Here is a 22,560-nt window from a genome sequence, read left to right on the forward strand (position 1 = left end):
ACCAAACATTATAATAAAATATTAACTCTCATAATCGCATTAAATCAAGCATTAAATTGTAACGCATATATATCGCGCTTTAAAATGGTTTATGGAGTAGCTCTGCAGAGCGACGATCGCGCAGGAGCGTGTTTTCAGCTGCGGGCAGGACCCGAGCGGGCACTCCTGCGACGATGGCGCCGGGCGGAACATCCTTAGTGACCACCGCACCGGCACCTACGGAGGCGCCCTCTCCGATCGTCACACCGCACAGGATGGTGGCGTTCGAGCCGATCGAAGCTCCCCGACCGACCCGGGTGCGCTGCAGCGTCCAGTCCGAAGCCTGCTGAGGACGACCGTCCGCGGTTGTTGCCTTCGGATATTTGTCGTTCGTGAACATCACGCCATGACCGACGAACACCTCATCCTCGATCGTGACGCCCTCGCAAATGAAGCTGTGCGACGATATCTTGCAACGCGCCCCTATCTCTGCCCCCGCCTGGATCTCGACGAAAGTTCCGATTCTGCTCTCGTCGCCGACGGTGCAGCCATACAGGTTGACCAGGTCCGGATGCAGGATGCGAACATCGCGACCAAGCTGGGTATCCTTTATTGGCATGTTAGCTTCCCTGTCCCTACAATCCAGCAAAACCACTACAGTACCGAGCGTGACGGGCGCAGCTTGGGCGCCATCTCGACGAGACCCGTCGCAGCTTGACGAAGGTGCTGCAGCAGAGGATGCCCTGTTACGATCAATCCCCACCACCAGCAGAAGGCGGCGACCACAAACGCTGATATAAGGCCTACAACGAAATTGAGAATTCCTGCCTCGATCAACAGCGCGCAGGCGCCTACGCCGGCGGCGGTCGCCATCGTGACGACACCGCTCTTGAGAACGGCACGGCCAAACTCGCTTGGCCGCAGCGCAAGATGCCGACTGAGATAGTATATCGCCACTACCGCCTGGAACGGCAACGTCAGCAATGCGCACGCTGCGACCGCCTCCACGCCCAAAAAGGATGCGCCCAAAAGGGCAAGGAGCGACGGTGGCAACGAGATGAAGGACGAGACAAGCGCGTCGCGCACGCGTCCAACCGCCAGGAACACGGGATATGTCAGGCACGCAGCGAATAGCGCCAGATTTGCAAGGCAGAGAATCCGCACCAACGGCACGACCTCCAACCAGGCTGCGCCAAGCCAGATCAAGACGATCGGCTTTGCCATGATCGCTACGAAGGTGAGAAATGGCCACTGCACCGCGGAAAGCAGTTGGACCGCGTCCAGATACACGCCCTTTAGATCTGCCCCGGCTGCACGCCTCGACACGATCGCCGGCATGATGATGGGGTTCAGCACCTGCGTGACGAGCCTGTCGAATACCTGAATCAGGTTGATCGCCCGGCTATAGAGACCCACAGCCGTAAAATCGAGAATCTTCGCGAGAAAGAGCTGGGGTGCGAGGTTGTAGAAGATATTGATGACGCTGACACCGCTGGAATAGAGACCGAATCTGAGGACCTCGCGGTATTCGGACAGCGAAGGGCGCAACACGCCGAAATCCCGGTACGAACTCAGCAGCAAGGCCGTAAGAACCATGCTCCCTGCCACACCACCCCAGATTGGAGCCATGTAGCTGAAGTTCAGGAGCGCCAGCCCGATCGAAACCAGCGCGACCGTCATGTTGCTTGCAAGATTGCAGATCGCGAGCGTCCCAAACTGCATGTCACGACGAAACAGGGCAGCCAACGTTCCTGAGACCGGTAGAAGGAGAAGGTTCAGCGCAGAAACCTGGATACCTTGCCTTAGGCTGTCCTGCCCAAAGAGTTGCGATACGACGTCGGCCCCAGCTGACAGGATTAGCGCAACTGCCAGCGAGATGATACAGGTGATAGTAAACGCCGTGCGAATGGTCCCGCGCGACAACTCATGCTTCTGAATCAGATAGTTTGCCCCTCCAAACTCCTGAAAGGCGGCGGCGATCACGGCGGTAAGTGCATTGACGACCGCAAAGACCCCGAACTCGCCCGGCGTCAGCAGACGCGACAGAACTGCGGTCGAGACAAGGAACAGCACAAGGGCGGCATAGCGGTCCACCCCGGAAAACAGGACTGAACGATGCACTGAATTCATCGAGACTCCGTCCCGGGGCTCATCTGGCCAACAGCCACGGCCAAGCCGCCTATCAAGCCGTCGCCCGGGCCCGCTCCGGTAGCATCCGCGGCAGTTGCCTTATCGGGATTGGTTTGCCCTGCTTCGCGATTGATCGAGAAGCTGCCTCGAGCACCTCGATCACCCGCAGCCCGGACATGCCGCTGGAGATCGGCCGCGTCCCGGTGCGCACACAGTCGATAAAGTGCTCGACCTCCGTTTGCAGTGCCTCCTTAGGCGAGATATGCGGAGCCCACATGTCACCAGCGCGATATCCAATCCGGAATTGATGGGCACTCTCGGGAGGCCTGTCGAGCGTAATTCCCTTGTCATAGACCTTGATCTTTTCGGTCGGTTCGAGATCGTCATAGACGATCATCTTCTTGCTGCCGCCAATGAAAGTCTGGCGGACTTTGACAGGCGAGAGCCAGTTGACGCTGACATGGGCCACACATGCGTTGGCAAAGAACAATGTGATATGCGCCATGTTTTCCGGCGAACCGACGACATGGCACGATCCCGTTGCCGATACCGCAATCGGCTCCTCATCGAAGATGTGATGAATGATCGAGATGTCATGCACTGCCAGATCCCAGATCACATTTACGTCTTTCTGGAACAATCCGAGGCTCGAGCGTGTGCTGTCGTAGTAGTAGACGTCTCCGAGCTCGCTCTTCAGCAACAGCTCACGAATCTTCTGAACCGCCGGGGTATAGAGAAAGGTGTGATCGACCATCAAAATCAGTCCGCGCCGATCCGCCTCGTCGATCAGGCGCATCACCTGCTCTGAACTCGGCGCAAGGGGCTTTTCGACCAACACGTGCTTGCCAGCTCTCAACGCCGCCATTGCCAGCTCGTAATGCGTGTGCACCGGCGTGGCGATGGCGATTGCATCGATCGAGGCGTCCTTCAGCAGGTCGTCATATCGCGCGGTGGTCGCCACCCCCGGGTACTGCTGCCTGATGGCGGCAAGCCTGCCTGGATCAAGGTCGCTCACGCTGACGACGCGGGCGGCGGGATTGATCGAGAAATTGCGAACGAGATTGGGCCCCCAATAGCCGTATCCCACGACCCCGATTCCCAGCTGACTATCTCGCATACTGACCTCGATCCATTCGGGGAAACTACGATTCTGCACGTTAGGTTCGCGCGGGCATATCCTGCCATATGCCTCGCGTATCGATGACGTCGAGGTGCCGGCGCTCCGCCAACGGCACCATTTTGAATTCGTCATGATCGACGAGAAGAACCGCAATTTCGCAGCTCCGGAGGGCCTCATCGATGGTCACGAACGCGACGCGATAATCGGCCAACTGAGACGGCAGACGGCGCAGATTCGGTTCGACGACCTTGATCCGTTCGCCGTATTTGGCCGCGAGATGCGTGGCAATCTCCAAGGCGGGGCTTTCACGCACGTCGTCGACGTTCGCCTTGAACGTCAATCCGCAACAGGCAACGTTCGCATAGGGATGATCGTCGATCAGCGCCTCTGCGTTCTCGATGATCTTCCGGGTCTTGGCGTTATTCACCTCGCGGCTTGTTCGCATCACTCGCGCGAGATCGGGCGCAGAGTCGATGATGAACCAGGGGTCGACCGCAATGCAGTGCCCGCCCACGCCCGGCCCCGGCCGCAGTACGTTTACGCGAGGGTGACGGTTGGCGATATCGATCACCTCCCAGACGTTGATATCGAACCTGTCGCAGATCAGCGAGAGTTCGTTGGCAAACGCTATGTTGGTGTCGCGGAAGGCGTTTTCCGTCAGCTTGACCAACTCGGCCGCGCGCGCCGTAGTGCCGACGCAGGCGCCGCGAACAAACATCTTGTAGAAGCGTTGGGCACGCCGCGTGCAGGTTGGCGTAATCCCGCCGATACACCTGTCATTGTTGATAAGCTCGGTCAAGATCCGCCCTGGCAACACGCGTTCGGGACAGTATGCGACGTAGATCGCTCCATCCTCCCGGCCGTTGACGCCAATGTGCAGCTCCGGCCTGCGTTCAACGATGCGCTTTGCGATGGCTTCGGTTGTCCCGATCGGCGATGTCGATTCAAGAATGACAAGATTGCCTGGCGCGAGAAGGTCCACGATGTTGTCGACCGCGGCGTGAACGCTTGCCAGGTCTGGACGGTTATCGTGGTCGATCGGGGTCGGCACCGCGATGATGAACACGTCCGCCGGCTGCGGCTTCCTCGACGTCGTGAGCGCACCGCTCGACACGACCTTGGAGACGAGACCGTCCAGATCGGGCTCGGCGATGTGAATTTTTCCGGATGCAACGGTGTCGACGATGCGTTCGTTTGTATCGATGCCGACCACCTGCAGCCCACGGCTCGCAATCAACGCCGCGGTCGGCAGCCCGATATAGCCAAGCCCAATGACATTTATCTTTTGGAATTCAGGCATCGAGAAGCACCTTCACGATACGCTCGCTCGCGTGCCCGTCACCGAACGGATTGTGCGAACGCGCCATGGCAGCATAAGTCTCGTCATCGTCGAGCAGGCGAAACGTTTCGCCAACGATCCTGTCGTAGTTGGCGCCGACCAGGCGCGCCGTTCCGGCTTCCACGCCTTCGGGACGCTCGGTCGTATCGCGCATTACCAGGACCGGCTTCCCGAAAGTGGGGGCCTCCTCCTGGACACCGCCTGAATCTGTCAGGACCAGATACGACATCGAGAGCAGGCTGACGAAATCAGTGTATTCCTGAGGAGAAATGAGGACGACCCGCGGGTGATCCGACAACCGAGACGCAAACAGGTCGCGGACATTCGGATTCGGGTGCACAGGGAGCACCACGGCGACATCTTCCCGCTGCAGGATGGTCTCAAGCGCGTTCACGATGTTGGTGACGCCGCCACCGAAATTCTCCCTGCGATGGCAAGTCACCAGGATGATGCGCCGATTGCCGTGACGCTTCTTGATGCCGTCCCAGCGACACGCCAGTCCCGGATCGGACTCGACCATGGCTTTCGCGAGGATGAGAGCGTCCACCACCGTGTTTCCGGTCACGTGAATGCGGTCATCAGCCACGTTTTCAGAACGCAACGCGCGGGCCGCGCGCTCCGTCGGGGCAAAATGTTGATCGGCGATCGAGCCGACGATCTTGCGGTTCACCTCCTCGGGCCACGGAGCGAAGATGTCGCCGCTGCGCAGTCCGGCCTCGATGTGCGAGACCGGTATACGGTGATAATAGGATGCCAGTGCACCCGTCATGGCAGTCGCCGTATCGCCCTGGACAATCACCCTGGTGGGCTTCACCTTTTCGAGCAGTTCGCCGATTTGTCCGAGCAGCCGGGCGGTCAGATGATCCAGCGTCTGGTTTGTCGTCATAACGTTGAGATCAAAATCCGGGACCACGTTGGCCAATTTGAGGACCTGATCAAGCAGCTGCCGGTGCTGTGCGGTCGCACATATCGTTACGGCGATGTCCTTGCGATTCTCAGCCTTGAGTCGGTTGATGACCGGAAACAGCTTGATTGCTTCCGGCCGGGTTCCCAGAAGGATGAAAAAATGCTTGCGCACGCTTCAACCCCCGATCCGGCTCGGACCAGGGGGAACGGCGCCGGGCGCACCGAGCGGGTGCCGAAGCGCCTGCCTGAAGAGCGCTTGCGCCAGCACGCCCGCAAACAGCGCGTTCGTCTTGGCGTATCGCCACCACATCCGCCCGGGCTCCTGATAGATGCGGTACAGCCACTCGAGGCCGAGCTTCTGAAGCCGTACTGGCGCGCGCCGAACGGTACCTGCCAGAACATCGAATGCACCACCCACACCCATGATAAAAGGCACGCCGAGATCATCGCGGTGAGCGGCGAGAAAGCGCTCCTTCCGGGGCGTCGGCATGCCGATGAAGAGGCAATCGGCCCCGCTGGACTGGATGTCCCGTACGACGTCTTTCTCCTGCTCGCGCTTGAAGTAGCCGTCGTGCCAGCCCGCAAAGACAAGCGAGGGATGCCTCTCGCACGCGCTCTGCATCGCCTGGTGCAGCACGCCGGGGGTCGCTCCCAGGAAATAAGGCTTGAAGCCTTCATGCGCGCATACCGCGAGCAACTCGGCGAGGAGATCCACGCCCGCGACGCGCGACGTGGCCGGAAGTCCCAGCGCTCGAGCGCCCCAAACGATCCCCATGCCGTCGAGGCCGACGACATCGCTGTTGGCGACATCGGCCGCGAGCACGGCATCAGACCTCATATTGACGAATTTGGCGACGTTCAGCGCCACATGTTGCAGCCTTCGCCGGCTGTGCATAGCCCCGCGCGCCAGATCGACGGTTTCCGCCATTGTCAGCAGGTCAACGGGACATCCCAGAAATGAGGCGCGCATTGGAACCTACCTCCCAGAAAAAAATACGGTCTGTTTAAGTTTGCATTTAAGATTATTATCTAGATAATACGCACCAGATATTTAATAGCAAGGTTTAAATAGGATAGAATTTGGCGCCAGACAGCGGAATATCAGGGCCTCCACGCAAGAGGCGGACAGCAGATCCAATGTCAATTAAATAGAGGATTTAACTGATGATTTCGGTTGTTATTCCGCATCTCAATCAGCCTGACGCGCTGGAATCCTGCTTGCGAAGCCTGGACGCGCAGACCCTGCCTCGGCACGCGTTCGAGGTCATCGTGGTGGACAACGGCTCGGCAACGCCCCCAACAGACATCGTTGGCGGCCATCCTCGTGTACGGCTGCAGCACGAACCGCATCCGGGTCCCGGTCCGGCGCGAAATGCGGGCGTCGCTGCGGCCAACGGCGAGATCCTCGCTTTCATCGATGCCGATTGCAGGGCCCATCCGGATTGGCTGAGCAGCGTGATGAAATGGTTCAACTTGTCGCCGGCTGGCACAGTTCTCGGGGGCGACGTTCGCATTTGGCACCCGGAAAATGCGGAGCTCGACGCCATTGCGGCATACGAGAGCGTCTTCGCCTATCGCTTCAAGCTCTATATCGAGCGCCACGGATATTCCGGCACCGGCAATATGGCGGTGTTTCGCCGCGATTTCGATCGCGTCGGCCCTTTTGCCGGCATTGAGATCGCCGAAGACATGGAGTGGGGAGAGCGTGCGCTGCGCGCGGGACTTCGATTTCGATACACTCCCGAGATGATCGTCTTCCATCCCGCCCGGAGCTCCCTTCGGGAGCTCTACGCCAAATGGGATCGACACATCGCGCACTATCGCAACATGGCGGAAGGCAAGCCTGTTTGGCAATTGCGCTGGCTCGCGCAGGCGTTGCTGGTCTTCGCATCTCTCGCGCCAAACGCTGTGACTGTGCTGACCAGCGACCGCCTCCATGGTAGCGGCGTCCGCCTCAAAGCTATTGCCGTATTGTGTGCCGTCCGGGCGCACCGCGCCATGACGATGATCTCGCACCTGCGGGGCCGGCGAGCAGTCGCTTGGAATCGTTAATGCGAAGGCAATTCTGTCAGGCGCCGCCGAAGGCACAGTTGTTGGTCAGCCCCGGCAAGTCGGTGCGCCGGCCGAATGACCACAGAATCCAGCCGAGCTCGTAGCTACGGCACTCGAGCCGAACTTCCACGTCAGTGCCGTCGATCAGTCGCTGCCCGTTTCCGAGCCAGGCGTTCTTGACTGCGCGCAATACGCGCGGCGCCTTCGTTGTCAATTCGCCTTTGCGAGCCTGCGAGCGGAGGGTCAGGCTCAGTTCAGGCACGAGCATGGCCCGGCCCAGCTGGTTCTGGCCAAGTACCCAGTTGAATCCCTTCACCAGGGCGTCCCGCGATCCCTTCTGCCCAAAGCGCTCCGCCCATTCCAGCAGCGCCGGGGCCATTCCATACTGATGAACCGAATAGACCTCATAGAAATCAAGGACGCGGCCGCTCATCGCGTCGAAAAACCAGGGCCATTCACCTTGTGGGCCTTGAAGCGCTATCAGATTGCGCACGCAAGTATCGGCCATGACAAGCGCGGACGCGTCTCCGGCAAATTCGCCATATTGATAGCAGGCGATCGAGAGATAAGTTTGCGTCGCAAATGACGAGAAGCGGCGGCGAAACCCGAACGGTGCATCGAAGAACAATCCCGATTCGCTGTGGAAGCGTTCCTTCAGGAAACGAAAAAGCGGCCTGGCGTAGCGCCACCACTCGCTCTCGCCTGCCCTCGCCTGAGCCACGACTCCTGTGAGCAGCATGCCAATATCCTGCGCGCGAAAGCTCTTCCACCTGGACTCATCGGCGAGAATGGCTGTCAGCTCGCATTTGACCGGCTCGGGCGTTTCGAAGCCGAGTTCGGCGGCGCTCCACAGCGCCATACCGAAGGCGTACTTGCGCACCGGAAGCCTCGTGAGTAGCGAAGTGTTACGGCTGAATATTTCAGGCAGATCAAGACCACTTGGAATTCCAGCGACGCGCGACATTCCGAGTAAGACATTGAGCGTATAGAATACGTCGCTGTTCGGTACCGACTCGTTTGGCGAAGAACGTCCATCGAGATGATAGATGTGCGACCACCGGCGATGTTCAGGCACCCAACAGCGTTCCAGCCCGTTGAGCGCATAGTTCACCAGCGGCGAATTCCGCGAGAGCTTACTCGCCGCCGTGGGCACTACGAGCTTCATCCCAAAATTCGGACTAATGATCATGGTCAATCGCCATCCCAAGCCGGGTTAATATTCACGGATGCTTTCATCCAATCCGCGTAGCAACGGATAGAGGAAATAGGAGATCACGGTGCGCTTGCCGACTTTCAATTCGGCCGTCACCGCCATACCCGGAATCAGTTGAATGCGCTCAGCCGGCAGCCGAAGGTGCGTGTCCGACAAATCGACCAGTACGCGGTAATAGGGAGCTGGCGCGCGGCGCGCACCTTCGGCCTTCGTATCAGGCGAGAACGTGTCCTGACTGATGACGCGGACTTCGCCAGATGCAGTTCCATACTTCTGGAACGGAAATGCTTCGAACTTGATCCGGACCGCTTGTCCAAGCGCGATCTGGCCGATGTCCCGACCCTCGACGTTAACCTCCGCCTGAAGGGGGACGTCACGCGGAACAAGGACGAACAGCGTTTCCGCTTCGCGAACCACCGAGCCAACTGTCCGGTTTGCGATATCCAGCACCACGGCATCTGCCGGCGCCTGCAGGACGATCAGCTGCCGGCGAAGTTCGGCCTTCTTCAATTCCTCTACTGCGCCATTGCGCTTTGGCAACGTCTCCACAAGTTCCTGATAAGTCGTGCGACGAAACTCCTCGGCGAATACCTTCTGATCGGCTCGGGCCTTTTCCAGCCGATGGGTGGTATCGGCGATACTGCCACGGACACGCGCCAGATTGCTCTCGACCTCGAGCCGTGCATCGCGAGACAGCAGGAAGTTCAGCCTCGAACCGACCTCCTTGTCCATCAGCGTGGTGCGCATCGCTTCAATCGAACGCATCGTGTCGAGCCGCTGAAGCAGAACCGCCTCTTCATCCTGCGCTGTCTTGAGATTGGCTCGAGCGGACGCGATCTGCGCGTCGTAGTTCTGGATCTGCGCCTCGTAGGCGGCCTTCCTCTGCAAGAACAACTTACCCTGCAGGACCTGGTCCGCATTTATCAGCTCCTTGACCGCATACTCGGTTCCATTCAATTCGGCGCCAAGGCGATCGATCGACGCATCGAAACCAGCCACTCTGCCACGCAATTGGTCGAAATCCGCCTGCGAGAAGGTCGGATCGAGCGTAGCGAGAACGTCGCCGCGGTTGACGCGATCACCGGCCTTGACGTGGATCGCGCGTATGACCGACGTTTCCAAGGGCTGCACGACGATATTGGGACGTGTCGTGGTCAATTTTCCCTGCGCCGTGACGATCATCTCCACTTGCGAAACGGATGCCCAGGTGATCGCGAAGACGATCAGCGCAAGTATGCCGTAGAGGGTGAGACGCGCGAGCCGCGGCGGCGCTTGCTGCTCGACCTCGGTGGCATCGGACTGGAATTCGGCGATGACTGGCGCTCGCCTCGGCGATGACCTGAATAGCTTTCGCCGTCGCTCGACCGGTCTGGCCGGGACCAGGCCGATCGGCTTCGCATCTGCGCGTGATGGCCTCGTCTCCTTCATGCAATCTGCTTCATCTGTTGGTTCCACAAGTGTCTGTAGATGGTGCATTTCGACAGGAGATGGTCGTGGCGATCCACGTCGACGATTCGGCCGCGGTCCATCACCAGGATCTGACTTGCCTCGGTCAGCATCGACAGCCGATGCGAGACGATGATGACTGTACGCCCTGCCGCCAAACGGCGGAGATTGCGCCGGATGATCATTTCGCTTTCGGAGTCAAGGGCACTCGTCGCTTCATCGAAAATCAAGATTCGTGGATTGACAATCAGAGCCCTCGCGATCGCGAGTCGCTGCTTCTGCCCGCCGGACAGGTTCGAGGCGTCTTCCTCGAGCATGGTGTCGAAGCCACGGGGCAACCTCTCGATGAATTCGTCGGCGCCAGCGAGCTGCGCGGCAGCGACGACCTCGGCAAAGGTCGCGTCACGTTTCACGCAGGCGATATTGTCGCGAACCGTCCCGCGAAACAGGAAGTTGTCCTGCAGGACGATTCCGAGGTTTCGGCGCAGATGTGCGAGGTCGAACTCTCTCGAATCATATCCGTCGATACGCAGCAGCCCCTGCTGCACCGGATACATGCCCGAAATCAGCCTTGTGAGCGTCGTCTTGCCGGAGCCGCTTCGGCCCACGATCCCGAAGATCGAGCCTGGCTCGATGGTGAAGGAGACATCGTCAAGCGCCGGCGCTCCCTCGGCTCCGTAGCGGAAAGAGACGCTGTCGAACTCGATTTTGCCGGCGAGGTCGGGCCGCAGCCCATCTTTCCGACCGTCACGTTCAGGCTTCTGATTCATGACCTCGCCGAGCATTTTCACGGCAAGCGCCACTTCCTGGTATTCGTGCACCATGGTCACGAGCTGGACCAGTGGTCCGGAGACCCTGCCGGCCAACATGTTGAAAGCGACCAGCGCGCCGATTGTCATTTCTCCGGCGAAGACATCGAGTGCTCCGACAGAGATGATTCCAAGCGTCATGATCTTCTCGAGAAATCCGGTGAGCGCCTGGGCGCCTGCGGAAATCTTCTCGACACCGAATCGCATGGTCACGGACTGCGCACATCGGCTATCCCAAACCCTGCTCTGCGCTGGCTCCATGCCCAGCGTCTTCACCGTGCGCATACCATGGACTGTTTCGACGAGGAGAGCCTGCCGCGCACCTTCCGCCTGGTAGAGATCGTAAAGACGTCGCCGGAAAGGGCCCATGAGCAGGCCGACAACAGCGCCGCTCGCGGCGGTGAAGGCCAGGACCATCAAAGTCAATTTGACACTGTAGAGCGCAAGGACCGGCAGGAAGACGAACAACGAGAGCGCGTCGAGGGTCGTCAAGAATAGTCGCCCGGTCAGAAACTCGCGGATCCGCGCCGCTTGTTGCATGTGCTTGACCAGTACCCCCGCGGCCACGTGCTCGAAGAAGGTGACTGGCAGCCCGAGGAGATGACCGAACGTCTTCGTCGCAACGCGAATGTCGACCCTGTTGGTCGCATACAGCAGCAAGTAGCGCCGCAGAAAGCCGAATATGGCGTCGAAGACGAGCGCTACGCCTGCTCCTGCCGCGAGTACATAAAGAGTGGTGAAGCTCTCGTGAACCAGAACCTTGTCGATGACGAGCTGGAAAAAGATCGGGACGACGAGGCCCAACGCGTAGAGCAGGATGGCGGCAATGGCGACGTCCCTGAACAGTCGCCATTGAAGAAGCAATTCCGGTACGAACCACCGGAGGCCGAAACTCCTCCGACCATCTTGTGTCAACGGCTCGCGCTTGATCAGGATCGTGTCGCCAGCCCACTGGGCACAGAAGCGGTCGCGATCAACAACCAAGACCTCGTGCTTGCGGTCGGCTAGGGGGTCGAAGATGCTGACGACCTCGGCGCCGTCAGCTCGCCGTCCCGCGCCAAGGACAACGATCCAGTTGCCATTGGCGAGCCTCGCCAACGCCGGATAGGCTTCTCCGAGACGAATCAGCGCGCCCCAATCCAGTTCCGTGCTTCTCGCGCGCAAGCCCGCATCCTTCGCCATGCGCAACAGAAGATTCAACGAGATCGGGGCGGCTACCGCGTAGGCACGCTTTAAGCGCTCGACTGGCAGATCTATGCCATGGTGACCGGAGACCTTGGACAGGCATTCCAATGCCGTCTGCATTGACAATCCGGGCGCGGGCGTATCCGCAACCTGGTCCTTCGCGCCGCCAGCGACGTCCATTTCAGCGGAAATTCGAAGAGACATTCAGAGACCGTGTGTTGGGCGCCAGCGCATCATGTATTCCCGACGCACCGTTGTGCGACTGAACTGACGGATTCTTCCGGACCACGCCCGCGTCAACTAGGCCCTGAAGCGCCTTCTGCATCACATCGACCGAATTGGCGAAGGATTCGACCGAAAAGATCAATCGCTGCGAAAACACTCGCTTGGGGGCATTGTTTGCGTCGCGCTCCGTCGGTGAAAGACTGACCAGATCGACACGAACAATGGTGCCGCTGACGGTAATTTCTTCGATTCCATCGGTATAAAGTTCGGCGTGCATCTTTACGTCTCCTATGCTGCCAGCTGCGGCCTGAAAACTACGTCAACGCCATAGCTCGTTGAGTTGTAGGTGTTGGTCGGGAATAGGCTGTCCGTCCCGTACGCAAACACACCGTTGCCGCCGATCGATGACGACGATGGGGCCGTCAGCGGTCCGTTGGTAATCGCGTTTGCGAGCAGGCCCGGATCGGCCGCGTAATTCCCGGAGGTGTGATAGGACGCGACGTAGGTCATTCCCGGCATGATCGTCACGGGCGTGGCAAAATTGACCTGTTGCCAGCCGTCGGCCGTTTCGCTGGTAAAGGTCGCCGTTGCCAGCAAAGTCCCGGTGCTGCTCCAGAGATCCGCGACGTGGCTGCCCGTGTTGGATGGACCCTTGTAAAAGCGAATGCCGACAATATCGCCCGGGGTGGACGTCTGAAACTTGACGCCAAGTTCCACCGACTGTGGATCATTGGCCGCCACAATGCTGGGCTCATCACTTGCGCTGAACAGGCGCACAGTCGTCGAAGACGCAGCGTTCACATCGAGAGAGACGAGTGCGCTGGCGGTACCACTATGGCCGTCGGAGATGCTGTAGTTGAAGGACGCCGATCCCGTGTAGCCGGCCGTAGGAGTGAAGATCACGCTGTTGCTTTGGGCGTTGAAGCTGGCGACCCCGTTCGTACCGCCGCTCGCACCCGTGATCGTGAGCGTATTGCCGTCCGGATCGGTGTCGTTGGCAAGCAGTACCGAGGCCGGAATCGCAAAGGGGACGTTCTGCGTGGCGTCCAAGCCGCTGTCGTTCGCAGCGACGGGCGACTGGTTGGCGCCGCCGCTCGAGCTGTTGAACACCACATCGACCCAGTAGTTGCTTGCGCTATAGCTGCTGGTCGGCATCAGATTGCTTGTTCCGTAAGTGTAGAGGCCATTGACGCTCGCAGGAGCCGTGAGCGGACCGTTGGTGCGGGCGGTGGTGAAGTAGCTGGTGGTGGAGGCATAGTGGCCGTTGCTGTGATAGCTCGCGACATAGGTGGCGCCGGCCGTGATGGTTACGGGACTGCTGAACGTGACGGTCTGCCAGCCGCTGCTGCCCTCGTTCGTGAAAGTCGCGGTCGCCAGCAGCGCGCCGGTGCTGCTCCACAACGATCCCGTATGAGTGCCGAGGTCATTTGCACTCTTGAAGTACTTGATGCCGGTAATCGTGCCTGCCACGGAGGATGTGAATTGCACGCCGAGATTGACCTGAGATGTGTCCCCATTGGATCGCAGTGCGGGGGTGTCCGAACTCGAGAACAGGCTCACCGTTGACGGAACTGCCGACACTGCGATATTGAATGTCTCACTGCTCGTGAGATTGCCCAGATCGGCAGCAGAGACCGTAACGCTGAGCGTGCCAACGTTCGCAGACGTCGGCGTGCCGCTAAAGGTACGGGTCTGAGCATTGAACGTGAGCCAGGCGGGAAGGGCCGAAGTTGCGGCGTAGGTGAGCGTGTCGCCGGCATCGACATCGGTGAAAGTGCCGGCGGGCAGCGTCAGAGAGAACACGGAGCCCACGGTCGCAGCCTGGCTTCCGGTCTGGATCGCCAGCACCGGCGCGTCGTTGGCGCCGTGAATGGTGACACTAAGGGTGGTCGACGATGCGACGCCGGCGGCGTCCCGCATCGTATAGTTGAAGACATCGCTCAGCGTATTACTCGACTGCCGCAGGGCCTGCACGGCCGCATCGTTCTCGTTCACCGTATAGGTGAAGGCACCTGAGGCACTGAGCAAGAGCGTGCCGTGTGCGCCCGCGAGAGGCGTATTGAATATCCCGTTGGTCGAGCCGAAGCTGAATGCAGTGACGGTCTTGGTGTCGCCGGAATCGGGATCGATATCGTTGGTCAGCACGTTGCCGATGGCGGGCGAACCGCCAGTGCTGTTGTTCGCGCCGCCCTTCTCGGTCGCATCCGCGCCGTCAGCAACCGCGGTTGGCGGCGTATTATTGGCGGCGGTGGAACCGTTGAAGACAACATCGACCCAATAGTTGGAAGATTTGAAGCTGTTCGTCGGGAACGCGCTTCCGGCTCCGTAAATATAGACTCCGTTGCTGCCGGCCGGTGCCGTCAACTGGCCGTTGGTAAGCGACGTCGCGAAATAGTTCTGGGTACCGGAATAGTTGCCGTTGGTGTGGTAGGACGCGACGTAGGTGGTGCCTGCCGTGATCGCGACGGGGGAGGAGAAGTTGACCTGTTGCCAGCCGCTGGCGGTCTCGCCCGTAAACGTGGCGGTTGCAAGCAGCGTTCCGGTCGAGCTCCAGAGATCCGCAATATGGGAACCGGTATTGAGCGATCCCTTGTAGAAGCGCAGGCCCGTGATCGTCCCGTTCACCGATGCGGTAAACTTGACGCCGACTTCGACCGGGCTGCTATCACCGGAATTGGGAACGCTCGGCGCATCGCTCGTGCCGAACAGGCTCTGCGCGGAGGCCGGATAATTGACCTTGAGCGACACCTGGCCGGACCCGCTTTGGCCGCTCGTGTCCGTGATCGTGTAGCTGAAACTCGCCGCCCCGGCATAGCCGGCGGTGGGCGTGAAGGTGAGGGTCTGGTTCTGGGAATTGTAGCTTACGCTTCCATTGGCCGCGTTGCTGACGCTGGTGAGCGAGAAAGCCAATCCGGACGCGTTGGTATCGTTCGCGAGCAGCGTCGATGCCGCAATATTCAGCACGCCATTTTGGCTAACCGTGAAGCCGCTGTCGGCATTCGCTTGCGGCGCGCTGGTTGCGGCGGAGCCGTTGAAGACGACATCGACCCAATAGTTCGAGGATTTGAAGGTATTTGTCGGGAACGCGCTTCCGGATCCGTAGGCATAGACCCCGTTGCTGCCGGCCGGAGCCGTCAACTGGCCGTTGGCAAGCGATGTCGTGAAATAGTTCTGGGTACCGGAATAATTGCCGTTGGTGTGATAGGACGCGACGTAGGTGGTGCCTGCCGTGATCGCGACGGGGGTGGAGAAGTTGACCTGCTGCCAGCCGCTGGCGGTCTCGCCCGTGAACGTGGCGGTTGCAAGCAGGGTTCCGGTCGAGCTCCAGAGATCAGCAATATGGGGACCCGTATTCGACGATCCCTTGTAGAAGCGCAGGCCGGTGATCGTCCCGTTCACGGATGCGGTAAACTTGACGCCGACTTCGATGGGACTGGTATCGCCGCCATTGGGGACGCTCGGCGCATCATTGGTGCCAAACAGGCTCTGCGCCGAGGCCGGATAATTAACCTTGAGCGACACCTGGCCGGTGCCGGTTTGGCCGCTCGTGTCCCTGATCGTGTAGGTGAAACTCCCCGCCCCGGCATAGCCAGTGGTGGGCGTGAAGGTCACGGTCTGGTTCTGCGAATTGTAGCTTACGCTTCCATTGGCCGCGTTACCGACGCTGGAAATCGAGAAAGTCAGCCCGGACGGGTTGGTGTCGTTCGCGAGCAGCGTTGATGCCGCAATGTTCAGCACACCATTTTGGCTGACCGTGAAACCACCGTCGTCACGAGCTTGCGGCGACGTCTGGCCTGAATCGCTGAAGACGACGTCCACCCAGTAATTCGCGGCGTCGATCGAGGACGCGTTGCTGGGGAAAGTCGGGTTACTGCCGTAGGCATAGACGCCGTTGAGGCTGCTACCGGGCGCGGTGAGCGCACCTTTCGTAATGCCGTCATAGTCGATGAAATAGAAGTCCGTCGAGGAATAGTGGCCGGTGTTGGTGTGATAGGAGGCGACATACGTGACTCCCGCTTGAACATTGACAGGCGTCGCGAAATCAACCTGCTGCCAGCCGCTCGCTGTTTCGTTGCTAAAGGTGGCGCTCGCGAGTAGCGTGCCGTTGGTGGTCCAGAGATCGCCGATGTGGGTGCCGGTATTATCAGGCGCCTTGTAGAACCGAATGCCGGTGATCTTGCCCGACGCGGTAGGAACGAATTTGAGGCCGACTTCAACTGCGCCGGAATCGCCGTTTGAAATCACCGCAGGCGTGTCGGTCGGACTGAAGAGCGACAGGCTGGAAGACGGCGTGACCGTGTAGGTCGTGCCCGTACCAGGTGTTTGCAGGTTCAGGCTGTCGTCGATCGCCCTGGTCTTGAGACTATATGTCCCCTGGGCGCCTGTGATGAACGTATATGACCACGTCACGTTCGCCGCGCCGACGTTGCTGTTGGTTGGATGCCAGGTTGTTCCACCATCCGTGGAGATTTCGACGCCGGCAATCTTTCCAGCCGCGTCAGCAGCCGTACCCGTCACCGTGATCGATTGCCCTTCGACAACGCTGGTAGCCGAGAGATTGCTGATCGCAGAGGTCGGCGCCGTAGTGTCTGTGGACCGGATCGCGGCCACCAGGTTCGCCTGCAGCGTCGCCGGCTGAACCCCCATGTCGGCGAAGAGGTTGACCATCGCCTGCTGGACATTTGGGTCCACTGGAGTCGCAGGTCCGTCGTGGTCGCTGGCAAGCGCCCACGGCCAGTTGATTGAACCGGCTGAGAATATCAGTGCGCCACTAACGGGATCCCGATGCAGCACGAGATTGTGGGTCGCCGTGCCTGCTCCGAACGTGTTGCCGTAATCAAGCAGATACTTTCCGTCCACATTGACTGTCGAAGACGAGACACTGACCAACCCCGCCGGACGGAATCCGTTGTCCGGCGCGACGTCCCATTCAACGCCCAATAGGCCGGGTACGAGCGAGGCGGTCTGTCCGGGTGAGGTTTGCGCGACGGCCGTATTGCGCCAGAAGCGCAACTGGGTCATCGAGTACGGTATCGTGATCGTATCGTACCGGAATGCGTTGACCGCAAACAATGTACCGGTCAATTCATTCGAGGGAAGAGGAGCACCGAACCGCGGGTCAGAGTAGTTGCCGGTCGCCTGTCCTGATGGATCAATCAGCGCATTTGCGTGCGTATCCTTGTAGCTGATGAGCGTGCGGTTGGCTGTTCCACTGCCATCGATGCTGGGTGCCAATCTTGTTTTCCAGAAAATTTCGTTGGCTGTGAGAAACGCAAGGTTCACACCAGCGTGCGCTGCGGCCTCTACGTTGGCGCGCTGAGCTTCGGTCCAGTACTCGTCATGCCCCGCGTCCATGAAGACTTTGTGATTGAGCAACAACGAGCCGTTTGTCGCAGCATCGATTCCGGAAATGTAAGAAACATCGTAACCGTTCTGCTCGAGCCAATAGATGGCCGCAATCTCAGCCGTGAACGGAGAGTCTCCCCCCTCGGAGAAGGTTCCAGTGCCGTCACGCGTCACCAGCGGGCGATTGTAACTGACCGCGTAGGCCGATCCGTTGACGCCCGGTCCGTTTCCGAAATAAAGGTTGGCCCCTCCCCAACCGTTGTAGGCTTGCCAGTCCTCATCACTCGTCTGCAGAACGATATCGCTGTGCGACGCGTCGTTCCGTATGATGAACGGGATCTGGAATATCTCGGTGCCGTTGATGACGTTGGCGATGTAGACGCCCGAGGCCGCATCGGTTGGCACGCTCCAGGAATCGGTTACGCTCCAGTTGCCGGCATCGACGAGACCGGTCGACGGATCACGTAGTGCAGCGGGTTGGACGACCGCGGCTCCGGCCTGATGCTGCAGGCTCGTAACCAGCCTGGCACCATCGCCGCCGTAATAGCCTAGCCGGTAAACATCGACGTGATAGTTCGGGTTGCCCGTCAGATTGTTGATCTTGAATTGGACCGTCCCGCCGACATTGGTGCTGATTGCTGTCGCAAATCCCTGGGTCAGGGTCGAATTATCGCCTGGCTGGATCTCCCAGACACTTCTCGGCGTGCCTGGCTTCTGGTTTTCCAGTACGGTGGGATTCGTGGGTGGATCGGAGACAATAGTGCCTCCCTGCCCATCGCTCTTGAAATTCCAATTCAGGTCCATCCCCGAAAACAGCAAGGTGGCACTTGCGGCACCGTTGCTGAAATCGACCACGCTGATATTCGAACTGTTGTCGTAGTGGACGGTTGCCGACATCGAGGATGTGAAGGGTAGATCCTTCAGGTCGATGAGGTTCCCCGGCGAAAGCGGCGCCCCCGGGGACGAACCTGCGATCAACCCGTGGAACCTGGCCGACTGATCGAGGACCAGCGTGCCAGCTTCCGTGTCGAACGACACGGTTATGCCGGAGAACGATCCATTCAAGAACTGCCCCGAAACCGAAGCTCCGATCTCCAGGATCGCCTTGTCTGCAATTTCGAAAGATCCCGTGCCTTTGACGTCGCCCTTAAAGTCCCCTGTAGCAATGCGATTGCCAAGGAACGCCCCAACTTCGACAGTCCCGTTGTTCAGTACATCGCCTTCGACGACAAAGGGCGACCCGGCACCGATCGAAAGCGTCGCGCCTGCATCAACGACCAGGCTCCCAATATCAACACGGGCAGTGCTGGTGACGACATACGCTCCCGCCGCATCGAGCACCGCGGAGTCAATGACCCCTGGGACGCCGGCGCTCCAGTTCGTAGCGGCATTCCAGACCCCGTCGCTCGAATTGGTCCAGTGGGTGGAGCTCGGCGTCGAAACCGATGATGATGTCGGCGGCGTCCGCTCATTTTCCACAGTTGAGATCGTCGGGACCAAGCCCTGATGGCGGCTCGTCAAAGACGTCGAAGACAGCAGAGCAGACAATCGCGACTGGAAAGATGGGAAGAGACGGGGCAAGGCGCCGCGCAAGTCTGGCAGATCGCCCGAGCGGGCCCCAGACGACGCGCGGGCGAAACCGGCGTCCCCAACTGGAAGCGGCAGACGCGAATCCTCGCTCGCCGAGGGATCAGCAAACGGTTGGCTCCAGAGGACGGATGGATCGGGGCCATCGAACGCATTCCAGAACGCCGATTCTGGCCAAAAGGCGGGGGTAAGTTCCCCTGGGAAAACGGCCCGGGCTCCCCGACCAAAGACGTTCGCCTTTTGCACAAGCATGGCTAAACCGATTAATTAAACGAACCTTATCGATTTAATTCTATTTTAAACCGTCCGTCAATTCAATGTGCACATCATTCAGGTGATTTATAATTATCGGCTTGGTACCGCTATTATTGCGAAGCGTAATGCGGCAGCCGAGTGATTTCGTTCAGATATTTGCCATAACCGCTCTTCTCCAGCGGCTGCGCGAGCGCTAGCACCTGATCACGATTGATGAAGCCGAGTCTGAAGGCGACCTCCTCGAGGCAAGCAATCTTCATTCCCTGCCGCTTTTCTAGGGTTTGCACGAACATCCCTGCGTCGACGAGAGACTCGAACGTGCCGGTATCCAGCCAGGCAAACCCCCGCCCCATGCGCTCGACGTGCAGCGCGCTGGCCGAAAGGTAGCGCATCTGAAGATCGGTAATCTCGAGCTCTCCGCGGGGCGATGGCTCGACGCGACGAGCGTAGCGGACAACCCGGTTGTCGAAAAAATAGAGCCCCGTAATTGCCCAGTTCGAAGCCGGTCGTTTGGGTTTCTCCTCGATCGAGACAGGGCGGTCCGCCTCATCAAACGCGACCACGCCATATCGTTCTGGGTCTCGCACGTGATAAGCGAAAACCGTGGCTCCTTCTTCACGTCCCGCCGCCTTGGCAAGCAGTTCACTCAGGCCATCGCCGAAGAAGATATTGTCCCCAAGCACCATCGCCACACGATCGCTTCCGATGAAATCGGCACCAACGATGAAGGCGTCCGCGAGACCGGCGGGACGGGCTTGTTCGGCGTAGCTGAGCCGAATGCCCCATTGGCTCCCGTCGCCCAGCAACCGCTCGAACTGACACCGGTCGGACGGCGTGGTGATAATCAGAATTTCGCGGATCCCTGCCAACATCAGAGTCGACAGGGGATAATAGATCATGGGCTTGTCATAGATCGGGAGCAACTGCTTGCTGACGACGCGCGTGATCGGATAGAGGCGCGTTCCGCTGCCGCCAGCAAGCACGATTCCCTTCAGCATTGGTTTCTCCTTCTCCGGCTAGCTGATCGAGACAGGCTTCGAGCGAATGGCGCCAGGGCGCCAATCGAATCCCGAACACGCGTTCGGCCTTGGATGAGTCGAGGCGCGAGTTTCGAGGCCGACGCGCAGCGGTCGGAAACTCTTCCGTCGAGATCGCCTCGAGCGCCGGAATCCGCTCTCCGCGACGGGAGCGCGCGTCGAAGATCGCCTGCGCAAAGTCGTACCAGTTCGTCTCGCCTCCGCCAGCAAGGTGGAAGATGCCGGCCGTCGCCCTGCGATCGTCCGTTACTGACCGTTCTGCGATCCGAAGCACGGCCTCCGCGAGGTCGAATGCATAGGTCGGATTTCCATGTTGGTCCCGAACAACCCTCACAATGGGCTGGCTCTCACATAGCCGCAGCATCGTTCGAACGAAGTTGCTGCCATAGGGAGAGTAAATCCACGAGCTCCTGATCACGGTTGCGAGCGGGTGCGCGGCCAAAACAGCAGCCTCGCCGGCGAGCTTCGACGCGCCGTAGACATTCAACGGCGCGGGAATGTCACTTTCGTCGTAGGCATCCGGTTTCGCACCGTCGAACACATAGTCGGTCGAGAGATGGATGAGTGGAATGTTCATCTGCCACGCGACATCTGCCAGCGCCGCCGCACCGTCGCGGTTGATGCTGAACGCTTTCGCTGCTTCGGATTCGGCCTGATCTACCGCGGTGTAGGCTGCCGTATTGATGATCGCAGTCGGCGCGACCGACGCGATGAGCTTGTCGATCCCCTCGCGGTCCTCCAGATCGAGCTCTCGACGCCCGAGGGCCACCACAGGCAGACCGCGCATTGCACCGAGATCAAGAAGACACCTTGCCAATTGACCATTCCGTCCGGCGATGAGGATGGGTCGATCTGTCATCTTCACCTCAGTGTTGGGCAGCCAGGAGACCCAGACGCGCGCCGTCATAGACACCGCAGCGAGCACGCTCCCACCATGCGCGATTCTTGAGATACCATCCGACGGTTTCGGCCAGCCCCTCTTCAAAGGTTCTCGTCGGTTCCCAACCAAGTTCGCGATGTGCCTTCGACGCGTCGATCGCATAGCGCGCATCGTGTCCCGGACGATCCGGCACGAACGTAATAAGAGATCGTCTTGCTCCCGCGCCCGGTGACAATCGATCCAGCACGTCGCAAATCTGGGTGACGACCTCCAAGTTGGATCGCTGGCTATCTCCTCCAAGATTGTACTTCTCGCCCGGTTTCCCATCGTACAGCAGTCTTATCAAGACGGTGGCATGATCATCGACGTGAAGCCAGTCGCGAATATTTCTGCCGTCGCCATAGACTGGTAGAGGCTTCCGGTCGATCGCATTGAGGATTGTCAGCGGAATGAGCTTTTCCGGGAACTGGTACGGCCCGTAGTTGTTCGAGCAATTCGATACGATGACGGGCAGTCCGTAGGTTCGAAACCACGCGAGCGCGAGGTGGTCCGAGGCGGCCTTGCTGGCCGAATACGGCGAACTGGGCCTGTAGGGCGTGTCCTCGCGAAACAAGTCGTCGGGCCCTAGTGAACCGTAGACTTCGTCCGTCGATACATGGATGAAGCGGAATTTCTTGCGTCTCAGAAGCGGCAGGTGCTCATAATAGGTCCTGGCGGCCTCCAACAGCGTGTAGGTGCCAACTATATTGGTGTTGACGAAGGCGTCGGGCCGGGTGATCGAACGGTCGACGTGGCTTTCTGCGGCCAGATGTATAACCGCATCCGGCTCGTAATCGGCGAATGCGAGATCCATAACCTCGCGATCGCAGATGTCGGACTGCAGGAACGCATAAGATTCCCGCGTCTCGATGCTCGCCAGCGCGGCTGGGTTGGCTGCGTATGTCAACTTGTCGACGTTGATGACTGCGGCACCAGTCTGCAACACCAGACGGCGACACACCGCAGAACCGATAAAGCCCGCTCCGCCGGTCACCAGGATACGCATTCTACT

The 22,560-nt window shown here is 59.5% G+C and carries 15 protein-coding genes; 1 reads left to right on the forward strand and 14 read right to left on the reverse strand.

Annotation, left to right across the window (positions count from 1 at the left end):
- Positions 1–79: 79 nt before the first annotated feature.
- Genes IC66_RS0120990 through IC66_RS0121015 form a run of 6 tightly spaced genes read right to left on the reverse strand, consistent with a single transcriptional unit; the run spans position 80 to position 6,444 of the window.
- Positions 80–598 carry an acyltransferase gene (locus IC66_RS0120990; protein WP_038948903.1) on the reverse strand — a complete coding sequence of 173 codons (519 nt, stop codon included), beginning with the start codon at positions 596–598 and terminating at the stop codon, positions 80–82.
- A gap of 35 nt (positions 599–633) precedes the next feature.
- Complete coding sequence (locus IC66_RS0120995; RefSeq protein WP_038948904.1) at positions 634–2,109, reverse strand: oligosaccharide flippase family protein; 1,476 nt, start codon at positions 2,107–2,109, stop codon at positions 634–636.
- 52 nt (positions 2,110–2,161) lie between these two features.
- A complete protein-coding gene (locus tag IC66_RS0121000) occupies positions 2,162–3,226 on the reverse strand; it encodes a Gfo/Idh/MocA family protein (RefSeq protein ID WP_038948905.1) in 1,065 nt (354 codons plus the stop codon).
- A 40-nt stretch (positions 3,227–3,266) separates the two neighbouring features.
- Complete coding sequence (gene wecC, locus IC66_RS0121005; protein ID WP_038948907.1) at positions 3,267–4,529, reverse strand: UDP-N-acetyl-D-mannosamine dehydrogenase; 1,263 nt, start codon at positions 4,527–4,529, stop codon at positions 3,267–3,269.
- Positions 4,522–5,646: a non-hydrolyzing UDP-N-acetylglucosamine 2-epimerase gene (gene wecB / locus IC66_RS0121010; protein ID WP_038948908.1), complete on the reverse strand. Its 1,125-nt coding sequence runs from the start codon at positions 5,644–5,646 to the stop codon at positions 4,522–4,524. Before wecB ends, wecC begins: the two co-directional genes overlap by 8 nt.
- A 3-nt stretch (positions 5,647–5,649) precedes the next feature.
- Positions 5,650–6,444, reverse strand: coding sequence for a WecB/TagA/CpsF family glycosyltransferase (locus tag IC66_RS0121015; protein ID WP_038948909.1), 795 nt, complete (start codon positions 6,442–6,444; stop codon positions 5,650–5,652).
- 194 nt (positions 6,445–6,638) lie between these two features.
- Here IC66_RS0121015 and IC66_RS0121020 point away from each other — a divergent pair, with 194 nt between their 5' ends.
- Positions 6,639–7,526: a glycosyltransferase gene (locus IC66_RS0121020; RefSeq protein WP_049806586.1), complete on the forward strand. Its 888-nt coding sequence runs from the start codon at positions 6,639–6,641 to the stop codon at positions 7,524–7,526.
- A gap of 16 nt (positions 7,527–7,542) precedes the next feature.
- On the opposite strand, the gene IC66_RS0121025 is transcribed toward IC66_RS0121020, so the two are convergent.
- From IC66_RS0121025 to rfbB, 8 genes are all read right to left on the reverse strand, one after another.
- Positions 7,543–8,715: a hypothetical protein gene (locus tag IC66_RS0121025; RefSeq protein WP_038948911.1), complete on the reverse strand. Its 1,173-nt coding sequence runs from the start codon at positions 8,713–8,715 to the stop codon at positions 7,543–7,545.
- Positions 8,716–8,739: 24 nt separating this feature from the next.
- On the reverse strand, positions 8,740–10,167 hold the full coding sequence (locus tag IC66_RS0121030) for an HlyD family type I secretion periplasmic adaptor subunit (protein ID WP_244429136.1): 1,428 nt from the start codon (positions 10,165–10,167) through the stop codon (positions 8,740–8,742).
- Entirely contained in the window at positions 10,164–12,359 is a 2,196-nt protein-coding gene (locus IC66_RS0121035) for a peptidase domain-containing ABC transporter (RefSeq protein ID WP_390887034.1), read from the reverse strand. The genes IC66_RS0121030 and IC66_RS0121035 overlap by 4 nt, the downstream gene beginning before the upstream one ends.
- A gap of 1 nt (position 12,360) precedes the next feature.
- Positions 12,361–12,681 carry a hypothetical protein gene (locus tag IC66_RS0121040; RefSeq protein WP_038948915.1) on the reverse strand — a complete coding sequence of 107 codons (321 nt, stop codon included), beginning with the start codon at positions 12,679–12,681 and terminating at the stop codon, positions 12,361–12,363.
- Between the two features lie 11 nt (positions 12,682–12,692).
- Positions 12,693–19,589, reverse strand: coding sequence for a DUF4082 domain-containing protein (locus IC66_RS0121045; protein ID WP_244429137.1), 6,897 nt, complete (start codon positions 19,587–19,589; stop codon positions 12,693–12,695).
- A gap of 113 nt (positions 19,590–19,702) precedes the next feature.
- A complete protein-coding gene (gene rfbA / locus IC66_RS0121055; RefSeq protein ID WP_038948917.1) occupies positions 19,703–20,590 on the reverse strand; it encodes a glucose-1-phosphate thymidylyltransferase RfbA in 888 nt (295 codons plus the stop codon).
- Complete coding sequence (gene rfbD, locus IC66_RS0121060; RefSeq protein WP_038948918.1) at positions 20,499–21,536, reverse strand: dTDP-4-dehydrorhamnose reductase; 1,038 nt, start codon at positions 21,534–21,536, stop codon at positions 20,499–20,501. The genes rfbA and rfbD overlap by 92 nt, the downstream gene beginning before the upstream one ends.
- Complete coding sequence (rfbB, locus tag IC66_RS0121065) at positions 21,496–22,554, reverse strand: dTDP-glucose 4,6-dehydratase (RefSeq protein ID WP_038948920.1); 1,059 nt, start codon at positions 22,552–22,554, stop codon at positions 21,496–21,498. Before rfbB ends, rfbD begins: the two co-directional genes overlap by 41 nt.
- Positions 22,555–22,560: the final 6 nt, after the last annotated feature.

It is taken from the genome of Bradyrhizobium genomosp. III (genome assembly GCF_000261705.1).
Lineage (GTDB): Bacteria > Pseudomonadota > Alphaproteobacteria > Rhizobiales > Xanthobacteraceae > Bradyrhizobium > Bradyrhizobium ottawaense.

Bases quoted from the DNA above. Each gene is read 5' to 3' on its own strand.
- IC66_RS0120990 (WP_038948903.1), bottom strand. From the start codon at position 598: ATGCCAATAAAGGATACCCAGCTTGGTCGCGATGTTCGCATCCTGCAT.
- IC66_RS0120995 (WP_038948904.1), bottom strand. From the start codon at position 2,109: ATGAATTCAGTGCATCGTTCAGTCCTGTTTTCCGGGGTGGACCGCTAT.
- IC66_RS0121000 (WP_038948905.1), bottom strand. From the start codon at position 3,226: ATGCGAGATAGTCAGCTGGGAATCGGGGTCGTGGGATACGGCTATTGG.
- wecC (WP_038948907.1), bottom strand. From the start codon at position 4,529: ATGCCTGAATTCCAAAAGATAAATGTCATTGGGCTTGGCTATATCGGG.
- IC66_RS0121015 (WP_038948909.1), bottom strand. From the start codon at position 6,444: ATGCGCGCCTCATTTCTGGGATGTCCCGTTGACCTGCTGACAATGGCG.
- IC66_RS0121020 (WP_049806586.1), top strand. From the start codon at position 6,639: ATGATTTCGGTTGTTATTCCGCATCTCAATCAGCCTGACGCGCTGGAA.
- IC66_RS0121025 (WP_038948911.1), bottom strand. From the start codon at position 8,715: ATGATCATTAGTCCGAATTTTGGGATGAAGCTCGTAGTGCCCACGGCG.
- IC66_RS0121030 (WP_244429136.1), bottom strand. From the start codon at position 10,167: ATGAAGGAGACGAGGCCATCACGCGCAGATGCGAAGCCGATCGGCCTG.
- IC66_RS0121035 (WP_390887034.1), bottom strand. From the start codon at position 12,359: ATGGACGTCGCTGGCGGCGCGAAGGACCAGGTTGCGGATACGCCCGCG.
- IC66_RS0121040 (WP_038948915.1), bottom strand. From the start codon at position 12,681: ATGCACGCCGAACTTTATACCGATGGAATCGAAGAAATTACCGTCAGC.
- IC66_RS0121045 (WP_244429137.1), bottom strand. From the start codon at position 19,589: ATGCTTGTGCAAAAGGCGAACGTCTTTGGTCGGGGAGCCCGGGCCGTT.
- rfbA (WP_038948917.1), bottom strand. From the start codon at position 20,590: ATGCTGAAGGGAATCGTGCTTGCTGGCGGCAGCGGAACGCGCCTCTAT.
- rfbD (WP_038948918.1), bottom strand. From the start codon at position 21,536: ATGACGGCGCGCGTCTGGGTCTCCTGGCTGCCCAACACTGAGGTGAAG.
- rfbB (WP_038948920.1), bottom strand. From the start codon at position 22,554: ATGCGTATCCTGGTGACCGGCGGAGCGGGCTTTATCGGTTCTGCGGTG.